Below are 15701 nucleotides of genomic sequence, written 5' to 3'. Positions count from 1 at the left end.
ACGTGCTCACGATAGTACCTGCTGGATTGACAAACATCGATCCAAAGCGTTCACTTGCATCGACAGAGTTCGATCCAGCTGCTCGGCGAACTCCGCGACTGACTCCCGTACCCCGCGTTTTCGCTTCTGGTGAAAGGACTTCTGCTGTGACCCGCACTCCGGAGGTGCTGTTCGTGTGCGTGCACAACGCCGGCCGTTCGCAGCTGGCCGCCGCGTTGCTGCAGCACCACGCCCTCGGCCGCGTCGCCGTGCGCTCCGCCGGCTCCGAGCCCGCGGACCAGGTCAACCCGGCGGCCGCGCAGGCGCTCGCCGAATGGGGCCTGGACATCACCGCTGAGGTCCCCAGCAAGCTCGCCACCGGCGACATCGAGGCCGCCGACGTCGTGATCACCATGGGCTGCGGCGACGCCTGCCCGGTCTTCCCCGGCAAGCGGTACCTGGACTGGCCGTTGGACGACCCCGCCGGGCAGGGCGTCGAGGCCGTGCGCCCGATCCGCGATGAGATCGACCGCCGGGTCCGGGGCCTGCTCGCCGAACTGCTCGACCCCGCCGCGTCCCGATGATCCCGATCCTCGCCAGGAGGCAACGCCCGTGACCCGGACCGATGCCGAGGTGCTGCGCGAACTCTCGTTCCTGGACCGGTTCCTGCCGGTGTGGATCATCGTCGCGATGGCGGCCGGGCTGCTGCTGGGCAGTGTCGTGCCCGGGCTGCAGACCGGGCTGGACGCGGTGAAGATCGGCCAGGTGTCCCTGCCGATCGCACTGGGGCTGCTGCTGATGATGTACCCGGTGCTGGCGAAGGTCCGCTACGACAAGCTCGGCACCGTCACCCGCGACAAGCGCACCATGGTGCTCTCGCTCGTGCTGAACTGGATCCTCGGCCCGGCGCTGATGTTCGCGCTCGCGTGGCTGCTGCTGCCGGACCTGCCCGAGTACCGGACCGGGCTGATCATCGTCGGGCTGGCGCGCTGCATCGCGATGGTGATCATCTGGAACGACCTCGCCCGCGGTGACCGCGAAGCCGCCGCCGTGCTGGTCGCGCTGAACTCGGTGTTCCAGGTGGTCATGTTCGGCGTGCTCGGCTGGTTCTATCTCGACCTGCTGCCCGGGTGGCTCGGCCTCGACACCGCCAGCGTCAGCTTCTCGCCCTGGGAGATCGCGCTGTCGGTGGTGATCTTCCTCGGGATCCCGCTCGCGGCCGGTTACCTGTCGCGCCGGATCGGGGAACGTGTCAAGGGACGGCAGTGGTACGAAAGCAAGTACCTGCCCAAAGTAGGGCCGGTCGCGTTGTACGGGCTGCTGTTCACCATCGTCATGCTCTTCGCACTGCAGGGCGACACCATCACTTCCCGGCCGCTGGACGTGGCCCGGATCGCGCTGCCGCTGCTGGCGTACTTCGCGATCATGTGGGGCGGCGGCTACCTGCTGGGCCGGGCTTCGGGGTTGTCCTACCCGCGGTCCACGACGTTGGCGTTCACCGCCGCGGGCAACAACTTCGAGCTCGCGATCGCCGTCGCGATCGGCGTGTTCGGGGTGACGTCGGGCCAGGCACTGGCCGGGGTGGTCGGCCCGCTGATCGAGGTCCCGGTGCTCGTCGGGCTCGTCTACGTGAGCCTGTGGCTGCGCAAGCACTGGGTCGACAAAACACCGGGATGATGGTGGCGCCTTCGGCCGGCCTGCTCACCGCCGATTTCGGATTAGCACGGGCCGAGATCGCGGGGGATCGGCCATCCGGCCGATAAAAGCGCCCGGTCCGGCGAGGTTGCCCACCGGGTGGCCGGAATGCACCGGCTCGTCGGCCGATACCCGCGATGCCCGTTCTGAATAGCTTCTGTCTACTCGCGTTTCCGACGGAGGTAGACCGTTGCTGAAGCAGTTCGGACAGACGAAGGTGCTCGTGGGGATCGCCGTGCTCATCGTGGTGGGCGGCCTGCTGGCCGCGATCGCCCTGAACAGCGGCGAATCCGGCAGCGATCGCTGGCACGCCGGGTGCAGCTCGGCTCCGGCCGAGGCGGCGGACAAGCACGCGAGTGCCATCGCCGATGCCAGGAAAGCGTTGCTGAGCAACGGGAACGACCCCCGCCTCGAGCTCGAGGTCGTCGATCTGGACACGTGCGCGGTAACGGTGAGCTGGAAGGCCGATCAGGCGCAGCCCACCGCGTCCGTGGTGAAGCTGCTCATCGCGCTCGACCTGATGGACAGCTCCGGGGTGCCCTCGGGCAGTGAAGGGGCGGACCTCCGCCGCATGCTCGCGGCCAGCGACGATCACGTCGCCAGCCGCCTGTGGCAACAGCAAGGCGGGCCGGCGATCGTCCGGCGGCAGGCCAAGAAGCTGGGGCTCGCGCACACCTCGCCGCCGGCCGACACCGGCCAATGGGGCTCCACCCAGATGTCGCCCAGCGACGTCATCACGGTCTACCGGCACATCACCGCGGGACTGCCCGAGGAGCAACACGACTTCGTCACCGAGGCGATGGAAAGCGCCCCGCGTAACGCCGCCGACGGTTTCGACCAGCACTTCGGGATCCCGCGCGCGTTCCCCGGCGTGGACTGGGCGGTGAAGCAGGGCTGGGGCAGCTCCGAGGGCCGGCGGGTGCTCAACACCACGGGCCTGGTCCGGACCGGGTCCCGGACCTTCGCCGTCGCGGTGATGGCCTCCTGGGACGACGACATCGACTGGACCACCGCGACCACGGCGCTCACCACCGCCACCGGCGCGTTGAAGGGCTCACTTGCCGCCCGCGGCACCCTTCGGCTCTGACGCGAGGATCATCGGTGCCGTCCTGACCGGGAACGACTCGGCCAGGCGGCCCGGTTCACCACCGCAGCACCCACCGGCCTCCGGGCCTGGCTCATCGAACAGGCCGGAGCCGCCGCACACCCCGGTCTCGGCCATGGCCAGCTCGACGCGGGCGGCGGCCTCGTGGTCCCCGGCCAGCGCGGCGGCGATGCTGCGGACCTGCTCGTAGCCGGTCTGCGCGAGGAAGGTCGGCGCCCGGCCGTAGCTCTTCATCCCGGCCAGGAAGAAGTTCTGCTCCGGGTGGGCGAGTTCCTTCGCGCCGTGCGGGTAGACGGTGCCGCAGGAGTGGACGTTCGGGTCGACCAGCGGCGCCAGCCGCACCGGCGCCTGCAACGTCGGGTCCAGCTCGAGACGGATCTCCGAAAGCCACCCGAGTTCGGGACGGAACCCGGTCAGGACAACCACGTCGTCGACGCCGTCCAGCCGCTGCCCGGCCGAGGAGAGCAGCGTCAGCCGGCCGTCGCCGTCACGCTCAACGGCTTCGGCACGGAACCCGGTCACCACGGTGATCAGCCCGGCCTCCACCGCCGCCTTCGCGCGCAACCCCAGCGCACCCCGGGCCGGCAACTGGTCGGCATCGCCGCCACCAAAGGTGTTTCCGACGCCGCCACGGCGCAACACCCAGCTGATCCGCGTCCCCGCCAGGCCGGACAACGCGACCAGCGCGGTCAACGCCGAATGCCCACTCCCCGCGACGACCACGTGCTTGCCCGCATACCGGGCCCGGGTCGCGGCGTCGGCCAGATCCGGTACGCGATACGAAATCCGTTCCGTGGCACCACGTTCGCCGATCGCAGGCAGGCCCTCGCCACCGAGCGGATTCGGCGTGGTCCAGGTACCGGACGCGTCGATCACCGCCCGGGCCAGGACCCGCTCCTCGGCACCGTCGGCGGTCCGGATGTGCACCGAGAACGGCTCGTCGTCGCGGCCGCTGTCGACCACCCTGTCCCGGCCACGCCGCGCGACCCCGACCACCTCGGCGCCGAACCGGACCCGCGCGCCCAGCGCCACCGCGAGCGGCCGCAGGTACGACTCCGCCCACTCCCGTCCAGTCGGATAGCCGGCACCGTCGGGCCGGGTCCAGCCCGTCGGGTCGAGCAGCCGCCCGGCCGCCGGGTCGATCAGCTCCGACCAGGAAGAGAACAGCCGCACGTGATTCCACTGCGCCACCGCGGCCCCCGCCCGGTCACCGCGTTCCAGCACCAGCGGTTCCAGACCACGCTCCAGCAGGTGCGCAGCCGCGGCGAGACCCACCGGGCCCGCGCCGACCACCACCACAGGCAGCTCGCTCATCCCAGGCACCTTCCATCGATCCGGATCGATCCATCGAAGGTGACAGTATCGATCAGGATCGATGAAAACAACCATCGATTCGGATCGATATACTGGGCGGCATGCCGATCGCGTTGCCCCAGGCCCAGATCCTGCCCACCGCGGACGCCACGACGTACGCGGACTGGTTCGCCTGCCTCGCCGAGCCGGTCCGGGTCCGGCTGCTGCACGCCGTCGCGACCAGCCCCCAGGGCATCACCGTCGGCGCGCTGACCGAGATCCTCGGCACGAGCCAGTCCACCACCTCCCACCACGTGCGCAAGCTCGCCGACGTCGGGTTCGTGCGCCTGCGGAAGGTCGGCACCGCCACCGTCGTCACCGTCAACGAGGCCTGCTGCGCTGGGCTGCCGCACGCCGCCGACGCCGTGATGGGCCTGCTCGCCCCGCGTCCCTGCTGCCCGGACGACGTGCCCGAAGACGTCACCGTCCGGGCGTTGGCGACGGACGACTGGGCCACGGTGCGGCGCATCTACAGCGAGGGCATCGCCACCGGCGTCGCGACGTTCGAAACCACTGTCCCGACCAGGGCGAGTCTGGACGCGAAATGGCTCCCCGGGCACCGCTGGGTCGCCGAACGCGACGGCGAAGTGGTCGGCTGGACCGCGTCCAGCCGTGTGTCCACACGCGACTGTTACGCCGGCGTCGCCGAAACCTCCGTCTACGTCGCCGAAGACCAGCGTGGCCGCGGCGTCGGGAATGCCTTGCTGCGCAAGCAGGTCATGGCCGCCGACGACGCCGGCCTGTGGACCCTGCAGACGTCGGTCTTCACCGAGAACCGCGCCAGCCTCGCCCTGCACCACGCCGCCGGCTACCGCACCGTCGGCATCCGCGAACGCATCGCCCAACGCGACGGCAGCTGGCACGACACCGTCTTCCTCGAACGCCGCAGCCCCGTCAGCTGAGCAGGCAAGACTCACCCGGCTAAAGCGCGTCCAGGCCGGTGATCTTCCACAACCCGTCGGCGCGGTGGGCGGTGACGCCGAGCTGCGCGACCGCCGACTGCGGCGCCCCGCCGCCCGGGGTGATGGTCTGCTGGTCGAGGAAGAGCAGCAGCGACGCGTCGTCGCCGTGGAGAGTGCGGACGCCGATGGAGCGGATCGTGGTGGTGCGGATCAGTTTCGCGGCCGCGGCGCGCTTGCCCGCCGCGGCGAACTGCGTCCGGTACTGGTCCACGGCGGCGCCGGTGAGCACGCCGGCGGCGGCGCGGGTAGTCCGGTCGAGATCGCCGTAGTCGTAGGAGAAAACGGCCTTCACGCCCGCGCTCACCTGGTCGCACAGCTCGGCCGTGGCGGGCTGGTCGACCAGCGCCGCGTTGTCCTCCGGCTGCAAGGCCGAGGCCTGCACGGCGAACCACACCGCGCACGCCAGCGCCACCACCGCGACGGCCGCGACGATCGGCCGCGAGCGCACCTTCACGAGCCCACCGCCCTTCACGAACCCACCGCCTGCACCGCGCCGACCTTCCAGGTGTCACCGACGCGCGCGAAGTCCACCGTGAGCCGGGACTGCTTCGGCACGGGCGCGGCGCCGGCCGTGCCGACCCGGACGTCGAGGACCGCGATCAGCCGCGCCGTGCCCGCCGCCGGGTCCAGCTCCGTCACGGCGGCCTGGACGAGCGACGCCGTCGACACGGTCTTGGTGCTCGTCGCGCGGTCGATCTGCAGCTGCCGGTCGCCGGAGAGGTCGTGGCCGTACTGTCCGGTGGCGGAGTCGATCCACCGGTCGACGTCGGCCGTGCCGGTGCGGTAGTCGATGGTGTTCAACGCGACCAGCTCGGTGCTCGCGGCGGCCAGCACCGCGTCGCGGTCACGGCCGCGGGCCAGCGAGTCGTCGTGCGCGGCCTGCCACCAGGACCAGCCGAACCAGGCGGCGGCGAGCACGGCCAGCGCCGCGACCACCCCGAGCAGCCGGGTCGCCATCAGGAGCCGCCCAGCAGCGCCCCGAGGCCGCCCTGCGCCGGCTTGCCCAGCAGGCTCAGCAGGCCGGGCAGCTGGTTCGCGTCCGGGGCCGGGGTCTGCGCCGACGCCTGGGGCGCCGCGGGGATGGCGGGCGGCTTGCCCGCGTACGGCGCGTTCTGCGAGCCGCGTACGCCGGTCGGGCTGCCCGGCGGCTCGGCGCAGTAGGCGTTCATGTTCACCGGCGCTTCGCTGGTGTCGTTGGCAGGGCGCTCCTTCGTGCCCTGGTAGCCCTTCGTGCACGAAGCCGGGTCGAAGAAGTTGAACACCACGCCGAGGTGGCCGGTGCCATCCGGCGAGGTCGTCGGCGAGAACGCGCCGATCACCGGGTACGCCACGAGCAGCTCCTCGATCGCGTCCGTGCGGGCCGAGGTGATCTGCGCGGTGGTCAGCGTGTTCGCGAACAGCACGCCGAGGTCGGTGCCCGACGTGGCGAGCACGTCGCTGATCTGCCGGCTCAGCTGCGGCGCCTCGTCGATCACCTTGCGCAGGTCCGGGTCCGACGCCTTGAGCTGCGCCGTGATCGTCTTCAGCCCGCCCGCGAACGAGGTGATGTTCGCCGCCTGCCGCTCCTGCGTGGCGAACACCGTCCGCGAGTTCGCCAGCAGCCCCTGGGTCTGCGGGATGTACTGGGCCGCCGTCGCGGTCAGCGAACTCGTGCTGTCCAACAGCTTCTGCAGCTGCGGCCCGGTGCCCGCGAACGCGTCGTAGGTCTCGTCCACGACCGTCTTCAGCGAGTCCGGGTGCACGCTGGCGACCAGGTTGTCGAGGTGGGTCAGCACGGAGTCCGGCGACGCGGGCAGCGACGTCCGGTCCTGCGTGATCACCGAGCCGTCGTGCAGGTACGGGCCCGCGTCGTGGTCCGGCAGCAGGTCCACGAACTGCTCCCCCACCGCCGACCGGTCCGCCACCTGCGCGTGCAGGCCGGCGGGGATGTCCGGGCCGCCCGAGTCGAGGTCGAGGTGCACGTCGACGCCGTGGCCGGTCAGCGTCATCGACGACACCCGGCCCACCGTCACCCCGCGGTAGGCGACCTCGGAGTTGACGAAGACCCCGCCGGAGTCGGCGAGCTGCACGGTCACCTGGTAGCCCCGCGAGCCGAAGAACCGGTCGAGGCCCGCGTAGTGCCCGCCCGCGTACGCCACCGAAACCAGTGCGATCACGACAAAAACGATGAGCTGGATCCGCGTCTTCCGGCTGGTCATCCGGCCCCACCCCCGAGCAGCGTGCCCAGCAGGCCGCCGAGGACGCCGCCCTGGTTCTTGCCGGTCGGCGCGGTGGTCGGCAACGGCAGCGGCGACGATGAGTCCGGGCCGGTCCCGGTGCCCGTGCCGAGGCCGAGCGACGGCAGCTGGATCGGCGGCTGCGACGAGTTGGTGAAGTTCTGCACCAGCTTGTCCAGGTCGAGGTCGATGGTCGCGTCGACGTTCGCGTAGTCGCCCTTGATCGTGTTGCCCGCGTAGTCCGGGAACGGGTAGGTGAGCAGGATCTGCAACGCCGTCGGCAGGTTCTTGCCCGCCTCGCCGAGCTTCTGCAGCGTCGGCTCCAGCGCCTTGAGGTTCGCGACGAGCTGGTCGCGGCTGCGGTTCACGGTGTCCACCGCGACGCCGGACAGCTTGTTCAACGCGTTCAGCATGCCCACCAGCTGGTCGCGCTGATCGGCCAGGATCTTCAGCCCTGGCGCCAGGTTGTCCAGCGCCGTGGTGAGGTTCTGCGTCTGCCCGGTGAGGGTGTGCGACAGCTTGCCGAGCCCGTCGATCGCGCGCAGGATCTCGGCCTTGTGCCCGTCGAGCTGGGTCGCGAGATCGTCCACCCGGGACAGCAGCGCGCGCATCTGCGGCTCGTTGCCCGCCAGCGCGTCGTTCAGCTCGTGGCTGATGTTCTGGATCTGGTCGACGCCGCCGCCGTTGAGCAGCAGCGAAAGCGCGCCCAGTACCTCCTCGATCTCGGGGTTGCGGTTGGTGCGCCCGAGCGGGATCTGCGCGCCGTCGGCGAGGTGCCCGGCCGGCTTCTCCGCGCTCGGCTCGCTCAGCTCCACGAACTTCTCGCCCAGCAGGCTCGATTGCCGTAGCTCCGCGTGTGCGTTGGCGGGCAACGAAATGTCGCCGTTCACAGTCATCGCGACGAGCGCGGCCTTCGTGTCCGGCGTGAGCGTGATGCGGTCGACGCGGCCGACGGCGACGTCGTTGACCTTCACGCTCGACTGCGGCACCAGGTCGAGCACGTCGGTGAACAGCGCCGTGACGTGGTACGGGTGGTCGCCGAGGTCGGGCCCGCCCGGCAGCGGCGTGGAGTACAGCCCGGAGAAGCCGCCGTCGCTGCAGCCGGCGAGCACGAGCACCCCCGCGAGCACGCCGGCCAGCCGCTGCTTCACGCGCTTCACTTGCCACCGCCGGAAAGCTGCGTCAGCACGTCGGTCAGCGGCAGGGGCAACGGCGGCAGCTGCCCGTTCTGCAGCGAGTTCAGCACCTGCGGCACGGTCGGCAGCTTCAGCGCGCCGTCGAGCACCGGCGCGAGCTGCTTGCAGATGTTGCCGAGCGCGTCCGGCACCTGTTTCGGCGTGCCCGCGCTGATCAGCCGGCAGACGGTGAGGATCGGCGGGTTGGTGATCTCGTTGAGGTTGTCGCGCACCGCGATGGTGCCCGAGGCCGCGTCGTAGGAGTTGATGAAGTTCGTCGCGCCGGTGGGCGCGATGTCGAGCACCTCGGCGAGCGCGGCCCGCTGGTCCACCAGCACCTTGGTCAGCGACGCCAGTTTGCCCACATTGGACTCCAGGCCGGACTTGTTGTCGGCCACGAACTGCTGCACGTCACCGAGCGAGGAAGCCAAGGAGGACAGCGCCTTCCCGACCTCGCTGGAATCGTCGGCGAGGAACCCGCTCACGTCGGCCACGCGCTGGTAGAACTCGTTGAGCTGGCTGTCGCTCTGCGCGAGCGCCGAGGTGAACGAGTCCAGGTTCTGCACGGTGGAGAACAGGTCGTCCTTCGAGTCGTTCAGCGTGCCGGCCAGGTCGGCCAGCCGTCCGACGGTCGAGTTGAGGTTCGCGCCGTTGCCCTTGAGGTTCGCGGCCGCCGTGTCCAGCACGTCGGACAGGGCGCCGTTCTTGTTCGCCCCGTCCGGGCCGAGCGCGGTGGACAGCTTGTCCAGGCTCGCGTACAGGTCGTCCAGCTCGACCGGCGTCGCGGTCTTGTCCCTCGCCAGCACGGTCCCGCTCGCCAGCGTCGGGCCGCTGTCGTACGACGGGGTCAGCTGCACGTAACGGTCGCTGACCAGGCTGGGCGCGACCACCACGGCGCCGACGGCCGCGGGGATCGGCACGTCGCCGTCCACCCGCATGTCGACCCGGACCGCGTCGCCCGCCGGTGTCACGTCGGTGACCTGGCCGACCGGGACGCCCAGCACACGCACCGACGATCCGGAGTACAGCCCGACGGTCTTGCCGAAGTACGCCGAAAGCTTCGTGCCGCCGGTGTCCCGCAGCACCAGCCACAGCCCGGCGGTGAGCAGAAGTGCTGCCACACAGCCGAAAGCCAGCCAGGTCACCAGATTACGGCCGTTACGGGTCTGCAGCGTCATGCCGCCTCCGCGGGAAGAAGTACGTCGGCGGTGGTCATCGTCCCCCCACCCCCTGGTTCGGCGCCGCGATCGGCGGGGTGCAGCCCTCGGGGTTGATGGACAGCCCGGCCGCGGTGATCGTCGGCGGCAGCAGGCCGCACAGGTAGCCCTCGAACCAGCGGCCGTTGCCTGTGGCGTTCGCGCCGACCCGCGCGAACGGCGCCATCAGCGCCAGCCCGCGGTCGAGGTTGCCCTGGTTGCGCTGCAGCACATCGGTCACCTTCCCCAGCGCGTCCAGCGTGGGCTTGAGCTGCGTGCGGTTGTCCTCGACGAGCCCGGACAGCTGCTGCGAAATCTGCTGCGTCCCGGTGAGCAGCGTGCTGATCTGCTCACGGCGCCGCTGCAGCTCGCCCAGCAGCAGGTTGCCGTCGCTGATCACCTGCTGCAGCTGGGCGTTGCGGTCGGACAGCGTCTTGGACACCGCGCCCGTGTTGGCCAGCAGCGTGTGCAGGTCCGCGTCGCGAGAGGACACCGTCTGGGACAACGACGAAAGGCCGGAAAGCGTGTCCTTGAGGTACTGCGGGCTGTCCTTGAGCGAGTCGGACAACGCGGTGAAGCTGTCCGCGAGCTGCTTCGTGTCGATGTCGCCGACGGTCGTGGACAGCTGGTTGAACGCGTCCTGCAGCTCGAACGGCGTGCGGGTGCGGTTGACCGGGATGGTGGCGTCCGGGTCCTGGGTGCCGCCGCCCTTCGGCACGAGCGCCAGGTACTTCTCCCCCAGCAGCGTCTTGATCTCGATCGACGCCGTGGACGCGTCGCCGACCCGGGTGCCCTTGACCCGGAACTTCACCAGGACCTGCTTGCGCCCCAGCTCGACGGAGGTCACCTGGCCGACCTTGACCCCGGCCACCTCCACCTCGTTGTCCGGCGCGAGCCCGGCGGCCTCGGCGAAGTACGCGGAGTAGGTGGTGCCGTTGCCGAACATCGGGATGCTGTCGGAGAAGTAGGTGACCGCGGTGACGAGCAGGATCAGCACCAGCGTCACCGCGCCGACCGCCGCCTGGTTGCGTTGCTTCAGGGGTTTCACGGGCCACACCTCGCCGCGCGCTCGGTCGTCGGGATCGGGATGACCGGCAGCGTCACGTCCAGCGACGAGATGCCGATCTTGCCCTCGATCCCGCACAGGTAGTAGTTGAACCAGCTGCCGTAGCTCAGGGTCCGGGTGAACTTCTCCAGGTTGCCCGGCAGCACCTGCAGCAGGTGGTCGAGCAGCTGGTCCGAGTCGCCGAGGTTCTTCGACAGCGTGCCCAGCTGCGCGACGTCGTCCTTGACCGCCGGCCGCGCGTCGGCGAGCAGCCCGGACGTCGCCGTGGTCAGGTCGCCCAGCGCGCCGACGGCCTCGCCGATCGGCTGCCGTTGCGCGGCCAGCCCGCTGACCAGCCGCTGGGTCTGGTCGATCAGGTCGCCGAGCTGCGGGCCGCGCGCGTTGACCGTGCTGAGCACCTGGTTGAGGTTGTCGATCACCTCGCCGATCACCTTGTCCTTGCCCGCGATCGAGGCGGTGATCGACGCGGTGTGCTGGAGCAGGCTGGTGATCGTGCCGCCCTCGCCCTGGAAGACCTGGACGATCTCGGCCGAGAGCTGGTTGATCTCCTTCGGGTCCAGCGCCTTGAACAGCGGCTTGAACCCGTTGAACAGCACGGTGAGGTTGAGCGCGGGCTTCGTCCGCTCGGTCGGGATGACCCCGCCGTCCGGCAGCGCGCCGCCCCCGCCGACGTCCGTGCCAAGCGCGAGGTACCGCTGGCCGACGAGGTTGCGGTACTTGATCGTGGCCGTCGCCAGCTCGGGCAGCTTGTACGCGGCGTCGACGGCGAAGTGCACCTCGGCGAGGTTCTGGTCTCCTTCGACAACGCCGATCTCGCCGACCTGCCCGACCTTGACGCCCGAGATGCGCACGTCGTCACCCGGCTGCAGGCCGGACGCGTCGGTGAACTTCGCGACGTAGCCCGACGTCGTGCCGAAGTTGGTGTTGGCGATGGTGGCCGCGAGGATCCCGGTGAGCAGGATGGTGACCACGGCGAAGATGCCGATCTTCACCAGCGCGGGGACGAACGACCTCATTTCAGCTCCACCTCCGCCCCGCGGTAGAGCGGCCCGACGAGCAGGCTCGCCCAGCCCGGCACCTGGTCGGGCGAAGTGCCGAGGGCCGGCGAGGCGAGCAGGTTGATCAAGTTGTCCTCGTCGGTCGAGCCGACCACCGACGGCGCTGCGGGCGCGCCGCCCGACCCCCCACTGCCGGACGGGATCGCGCCCGAGGTGATCTCCCCCGGCAGCGTCTCGTCGGGCACGTGCGGCGGCGGGGGCTTGCTGGAGCCGTCCTGGATCGCGCCGTCCGGCGGGTACTGCGGCCAGTGGCCGGGCTTCGGCACCTCCGGGTAACAGCGCGGGCCGCGCTTGTCGTCGTACTTCGGCTCGTCCACGCCGGGCAGGTACTTGCCGCGGCTGGCCGAGAACTCGATGGTCACGCGGCTGACCTCCGGGTGCGCCGTGCCCTTGCCGAACGCCAGCTCGGCCCGCGGCACGGACTCCGCCAGCTGGCGGAGCAGGCACGGGTACTCGGGCGCGTACTCGGCGAGCACGTCGAGCGTCGGCTGCACCGCGGTGGTGAGCCGGATCAGGTTGTCCTTGTTGACTTCCAGGAAGCTGGTGAGGTCCGCGGACGCGTTCGTGACCGTCGCGTACAGATCGGACAGTCCCTGCTGCTTCTCCACGACGGTGCGGCTCGTGGTGGTCAGGTCGGCCAGCGCGTCGAGCAGGTCCGGCGCCGCCTTGTCGTAGATGTCCGAGACGTTCGCCAGCCCGGTGATGTCGGCCTTGAGGTCGGGCAGCGAGGGGTTGAGCTTGCCGAGGTAGTCCGAGACCTGCGTGAGCGTCTGCCCGAGTTCCTTGCCCCGGCCGTCCAGCGCGGTCGACACGGCGGTGAGCGTGCTCGCCAGCTTCTCCGGCTGTACCGCCTGCAGCAGCGGCATGACGTCGTCGAGCACCTGCTCCATCTCGATCGCGGTGCTGCTGCGGTCCTGCGGGATCACGTCGCCCGCTGCGATGTGCGGGCCCGGCTTGTCCGGCAGCTGGAGCGCGACGTAGCGCTCGCCGAACAGCGTCTTCGGCAGCAGCCGCGCCGAGACGTTGGCCGGGATCACGTCGATCTTGTCCGGCTGCAGCGCCAGTTCCAGCTCCGCGTGGTCACCTTTCGACTGCACCGAACGGATCTCGCCGACGAGCAGCCCGCGCACCTTCACGTCGCCGCCCGTGCGCAGCTGGCTGCCGACGTGGTCGGTTTCCAGCTTCACCAGCGTGACCGGGGTGAACACCTTCTGGTAGAGCGCGATCGTGGTGGCGAAGAACAGCGCCGCGACCACAAGGAAGATCAGCCCCAGCAACTGGTGCTTGAGGCGTTTCACCACCGCGCGCCGCGTGCTCATCCGGAGATCCTCACCGTGGTGTTGGCGCCCCAGATCGCCAGGCTGAGGAAGAAGTCGAGCACCGAGATCAGCACGATCGACGTCCGCACCGCGCGGCCCACCGCGACGCCGACCCCCGCGGGGCCGCCCTCCGCGGTGTAGCCGTAATAGCAATGGGACAGGATCACCAGCACGCTGAACACGATCACCTTGGCGAACGACCAGAGCACGTCCTCCGCCGGCAAGAACAGCGTGAAGTAGTGGTCGTAGGTGCCGGCGGACTGGCCGTAGAGCCAGATGGTGATCTGCCGCGAAGCGAGGTACGAGGACAGCAGGCCCACCGCGTACAACGGGATCACCGCAGTGACACCGGCCAGCACCCGTGTGGTGACCAGGTACGGCAGGCTCGGCACGGCCATCACCTCGAGCGCGTCGATCTCCTCGGAGATCCGCATCGCGCCGAGCTGCGCGGTGAAACCGCAGCCGACCGTGGCCGAAAGCGCGAGCCCGGCCGAGAGCGGCGCGACCTCGCGGGTGTTGAAGTAGGCCGAAATGAAGCCGGTGAGCGCGGCGGTGCCGAGCTGGTTCAGCGCCGAATAGCCCTGCAGGCCGACGATGAGCCCGGTGAACAGCGTCATGCCGATCATCACGCCGAGCGTCCCGCCGATCACCGCGAGCCCGCCGGTGCCGAAGCAGACTTCGGTCAGCAGCCGGGTGGTCTCGCGGCCGTAGCGGCGGATCGTGCGCGGGGACCAGGCGAGCGCGCGGCCGTAGAAGGAAAGCTGCCGGCCCAGTCCTTCCAGGCTGGCACCGGGGCGCGCGATGATCTCCAGCGTCCGGTCGGACACCGGGGGCGCTGGCGGCGCTGGGGTCGCGTCGATCGGTTCGGCGGTCATCTACAGCGCCTTCGGCGGCACGATCTTGAGGTAGATCGCGGTCAGCACGACGTTGATGAGGAACAGCAACAGGAACGTGATCACCACGGCCTGGTTCACCGCGTCGCCCACGCCCTTCGGCCCGCCCGCCGGGTTCAGCCCGCGGTAGGCGGCCACCACCCCGGCGACGAAGCCGTAGAGGAACGCCTTGATCTCGCTGACCCACAGGTCGGGCACCTGGGCCAGCGCGTTGAAGCTGGCCAGGTACGCGCCGGGGGTGCCGCCCTGCAGCACCACGTTGAAGAAGTAGCCGCCGAGCACGCCGACCACGCTGACCAGGCCGTTGAGCAGCACCGCCACCACGATCGCGGCGAGCACCCGCGGCACGACGATGCGCTGGATCGGGTTGACCCCGAGCACTTCCATCGCGTCGATCTCTTCGCGGATCTTGCGCGCGCCGATGTCGGCACAGACCGCGCTCCCGCCCGCGCCGGCCACCAGCAGCGCCGTGATCAGCGGGCTCGCCTGCTGCACGATGGCGAGCGCGCTGGCCGCGCCGGTGAACGACTGCGCGCCGATCTGCGCGGTCAGCGAACCGAGCTGGAGCGCGATCACGGCCCCGAACGGGATGGCGACCAGCGCCGTCGGCAGGATCGTGACGCTGGCGAAGAACCAGCACTGCTGGATCCATTCGCGAAACTGGAACGGACGCCGGAAGATCGCCCGCAGCACCTCCCAGGACAGCGTGGCGAGCCGGCCGACCTGGGTCAGCGCCGCGGTGCCCGGGAGGGTGATCGAGCCGCTCTCGCCCACCGCACCTCCCAGTAGTCAGCCCCGAGTCTTGTCCATCGCCGCTGCCCGAGTTCCGTTAGCGGTGTTCACTACTGCGTCTCGATCGCCTGGACTAGTCCATCCAGCCGCCTGCCCGTGCTTCCACCGCTCAGACCTTCAACGCGTGTGTGGCGGTGGCCCCGCCGTCGGCCACGAACTCGCTGCCCGTGGAATAGGAGCTTTCGTCGCTCGCGAGGAACACGAGCAGCTTCGCGATCTCGTCCGGCCGGCCGACCCGGCCGAGCGCGACCTTCTTGCCGACCCACGACACGTCGACATCCGTGCCGGCCGCTTCGGAGACCATCTTCGTGTCGATCATGCCGGGGTGGACGGAGTTCACCCGGATGCCGCGCGCGCCCAGCTCCAGCGCGGCGACCTTGGTCATCCCGCGGATCGCGAACTTGCTCGCGGTGTACGCGACGAGGAACGGCATTCCGGCCAGACCCTCCACAGAGGACACATTCACGATGGAGCCGCCACCGGCCCCGGTCATGGGTTCAACGACCGAGCGCATGCCGAGAAACGCCCCGATCTGGTTTATCCGGATCACGCGCTCGTAATCGGCCAGCGTGGTGCGCGCCAGCTCGGAAAAGTGCAGTACACCGGCGTTGTTGACCAGCACCGTCGGCGGCCCGAACTCGGCCTGGACGCGCGCGACGGCCGTCACCCAGCCGTCCTCGTCGCCGACGTCGAGGTGCTGGAACACGGCGGCGTCACCGAGGTCGGCGGCGAGCTTCTCGCCCTCGTCGTCGAGCAGGTCGGCGACCAGTACGCGCGCGCCCTCGGCCACGAACGCGCGGACGGCCGCCTCGCCCTGGCCCCGCGCGCCGCCCGTGACCAGCGCGACCTTGCCTTCGAGCCGGCCCATCAGATCAACTCCTCGTCGAGTTGC

General features: G+C 70.2%; 16 protein-coding genes. 4 read left to right on the top strand and 12 right to left on the bottom strand.

The features are described 5' to 3' along the window. Positions 1–146 precede the first annotated feature (146 nt). From OG943_RS01340 to OG943_RS01330, 3 genes are all read left to right on the top strand, one after another. Complete coding sequence (locus tag OG943_RS01340; RefSeq protein ID WP_328607812.1) at positions 147–563, top strand: arsenate reductase ArsC; 417 nt, start codon at positions 147–149, stop codon at positions 561–563. 28 nt (positions 564–591) lie between these two features. Beyond that, positions 592–1656 carry an ACR3 family arsenite efflux transporter gene (gene arsB / locus OG943_RS01335; RefSeq protein ID WP_328607811.1) on the top strand — a complete coding sequence of 355 codons (1065 nt, stop codon included), beginning with the start codon at positions 592–594 and terminating at the stop codon, positions 1654–1656. Positions 1657–1864: 208 nt separating this feature from the next. Further along, positions 1865–2761 (top strand): serine hydrolase, encoded by an 897-nt coding sequence (locus OG943_RS01330; protein ID WP_328607810.1) that lies wholly within the window; start codon positions 1865–1867, stop codon positions 2759–2761. Here the strand turns inward: OG943_RS01330 and OG943_RS01325 are convergent. Continuing rightward, a complete protein-coding gene (locus tag OG943_RS01325) occupies positions 2729–4093 on the bottom strand; it encodes an FAD-dependent oxidoreductase (protein WP_328607809.1) in 1365 nt (454 codons plus the stop codon). The two genes, OG943_RS01330 and OG943_RS01325, sit on opposite strands and share 33 nt — an antisense overlap. A gap of 101 nt (positions 4094–4194) precedes the next feature. Between OG943_RS01325 and OG943_RS01320 the strand changes: the two genes are divergently transcribed. Continuing rightward, entirely contained in the window at positions 4195–5034 is an 840-nt protein-coding gene (locus OG943_RS01320) for a helix-turn-helix domain-containing GNAT family N-acetyltransferase (RefSeq protein WP_328607808.1), read from the top strand. 19 nt (positions 5035–5053) lie between these two features. Here OG943_RS01320 and OG943_RS01315 read toward each other — a convergent pair whose 3' ends face one another. From OG943_RS01315 to OG943_RS01265, 11 genes are all read right to left on the bottom strand, one after another. After that, positions 5054–5548 carry a hypothetical protein gene (locus OG943_RS01315; protein ID WP_328611961.1) on the bottom strand — a complete coding sequence of 165 codons (495 nt, stop codon included), beginning with the start codon at positions 5546–5548 and terminating at the stop codon, positions 5054–5056. 14 nt (positions 5549–5562) lie between these two features. After that, positions 5563–6051, bottom strand: coding sequence for a hypothetical protein (locus OG943_RS01310; protein WP_328607807.1), 489 nt, complete (start codon positions 6049–6051; stop codon positions 5563–5565). Next, positions 6051–7292: an MCE family protein gene (locus tag OG943_RS01305; RefSeq protein ID WP_328607806.1), complete on the bottom strand. Its 1242-nt coding sequence runs from the start codon at positions 7290–7292 to the stop codon at positions 6051–6053. Before OG943_RS01305 ends, OG943_RS01310 begins: the two co-directional genes overlap by 1 nt. Beyond that, positions 7289–8470: an MCE family protein gene (locus OG943_RS01300; protein ID WP_328607805.1), complete on the bottom strand. Its 1182-nt coding sequence runs from the start codon at positions 8468–8470 to the stop codon at positions 7289–7291. The genes OG943_RS01305 and OG943_RS01300 overlap by 4 nt, the downstream gene beginning before the upstream one ends. Next, positions 8467–9663: an MCE family protein gene (locus OG943_RS01295; RefSeq protein WP_328607804.1), complete on the bottom strand. Its 1197-nt coding sequence runs from the start codon at positions 9661–9663 to the stop codon at positions 8467–8469. The genes OG943_RS01300 and OG943_RS01295 overlap by 4 nt, the downstream gene beginning before the upstream one ends. 34 nt (positions 9664–9697) lie before the next feature. Beyond that, positions 9698–10729 carry an MlaD family protein gene (locus OG943_RS01290; RefSeq protein WP_328607803.1) on the bottom strand — a complete coding sequence of 344 codons (1032 nt, stop codon included), beginning with the start codon at positions 10727–10729 and terminating at the stop codon, positions 9698–9700. Continuing rightward, positions 10726–11763 (bottom strand): MlaD family protein, encoded by a 1038-nt coding sequence (locus OG943_RS01285; RefSeq protein ID WP_328607802.1) that lies wholly within the window; start codon positions 11761–11763, stop codon positions 10726–10728. The genes OG943_RS01290 and OG943_RS01285 overlap by 4 nt, the downstream gene beginning before the upstream one ends. After that, on the bottom strand, positions 11760–13124 hold the full coding sequence (locus tag OG943_RS01280; protein WP_328607801.1) for an MCE family protein: 1365 nt from the start codon (positions 13122–13124) through the stop codon (positions 11760–11762). The genes OG943_RS01285 and OG943_RS01280 overlap by 4 nt, the downstream gene beginning before the upstream one ends. Next, positions 13121–13999, bottom strand: coding sequence for an MlaE family ABC transporter permease (locus OG943_RS01275; protein WP_328607800.1), 879 nt, complete (start codon positions 13997–13999; stop codon positions 13121–13123). Before OG943_RS01275 ends, OG943_RS01280 begins: the two co-directional genes overlap by 4 nt. Continuing rightward, on the bottom strand, positions 14000–14791 hold the full coding sequence (locus OG943_RS01270; RefSeq protein WP_328607799.1) for an MlaE family ABC transporter permease: 792 nt from the start codon (positions 14789–14791) through the stop codon (positions 14000–14002). It abuts the gene before it with no gap. Between the two features lie 127 nt (positions 14792–14918). Then, a complete protein-coding gene (locus tag OG943_RS01265) occupies positions 14919–15677 on the bottom strand; it encodes a glucose 1-dehydrogenase (RefSeq protein WP_328607798.1) in 759 nt (252 codons plus the stop codon). Positions 15678–15701: the final 24 nt, after the last annotated feature.

It is taken from the genome of Amycolatopsis sp. NBC_00345 (assembly GCF_036116635.1).
GTDB lineage: Bacteria > Actinomycetota > Actinomycetes > Mycobacteriales > Pseudonocardiaceae > Amycolatopsis.
The sequence above is the reverse complement of the archived record's forward strand: the minus strand, read 5'-3'. Positions and strand labels throughout refer to the sequence as shown.

Coding starts and splice junctions, on each gene's coding strand:
- OG943_RS01325 (WP_328607809.1), bottom strand. CDS start 4,093: ATGAGCGAGCTGCCTGTGGTGGTGGTCGGCGCGGGCCCGGTGGGTCTC.
- OG943_RS01320 (WP_328607808.1), top strand. CDS start 4,195: ATGCCGATCGCGTTGCCCCAGGCCCAGATCCTGCCCACCGCGGACGCC.
- OG943_RS01310 (WP_328607807.1), bottom strand. CDS start 6,051: ATGGCGACCCGGCTGCTCGGGGTGGTCGCGGCGCTGGCCGTGCTCGCC.
- OG943_RS01305 (WP_328607806.1), bottom strand. CDS start 7,292: ATGACCAGCCGGAAGACGCGGATCCAGCTCATCGTTTTTGTCGTGATC.
- OG943_RS01295 (WP_328607804.1), bottom strand. CDS start 9,663: ATGACGCTGCAGACCCGTAACGGCCGTAATCTGGTGACCTGGCTGGCT.
- OG943_RS01285 (WP_328607802.1), bottom strand. CDS start 11,763: ATGAGGTCGTTCGTCCCCGCGCTGGTGAAGATCGGCATCTTCGCCGTG.
- OG943_RS01280 (WP_328607801.1), bottom strand. CDS start 13,124: ATGAGCACGCGGCGCGCGGTGGTGAAACGCCTCAAGCACCAGTTGCTG.
- OG943_RS01275 (WP_328607800.1), bottom strand. CDS start 13,999: ATGACCGCCGAACCGATCGACGCGACCCCAGCGCCGCCAGCGCCCCCG.
- OG943_RS01265 (WP_328607798.1), bottom strand. CDS start 15,677: ATGGGCCGGCTCGAAGGCAAGGTCGCGCTGGTCACGGGCGGCGCGCGG.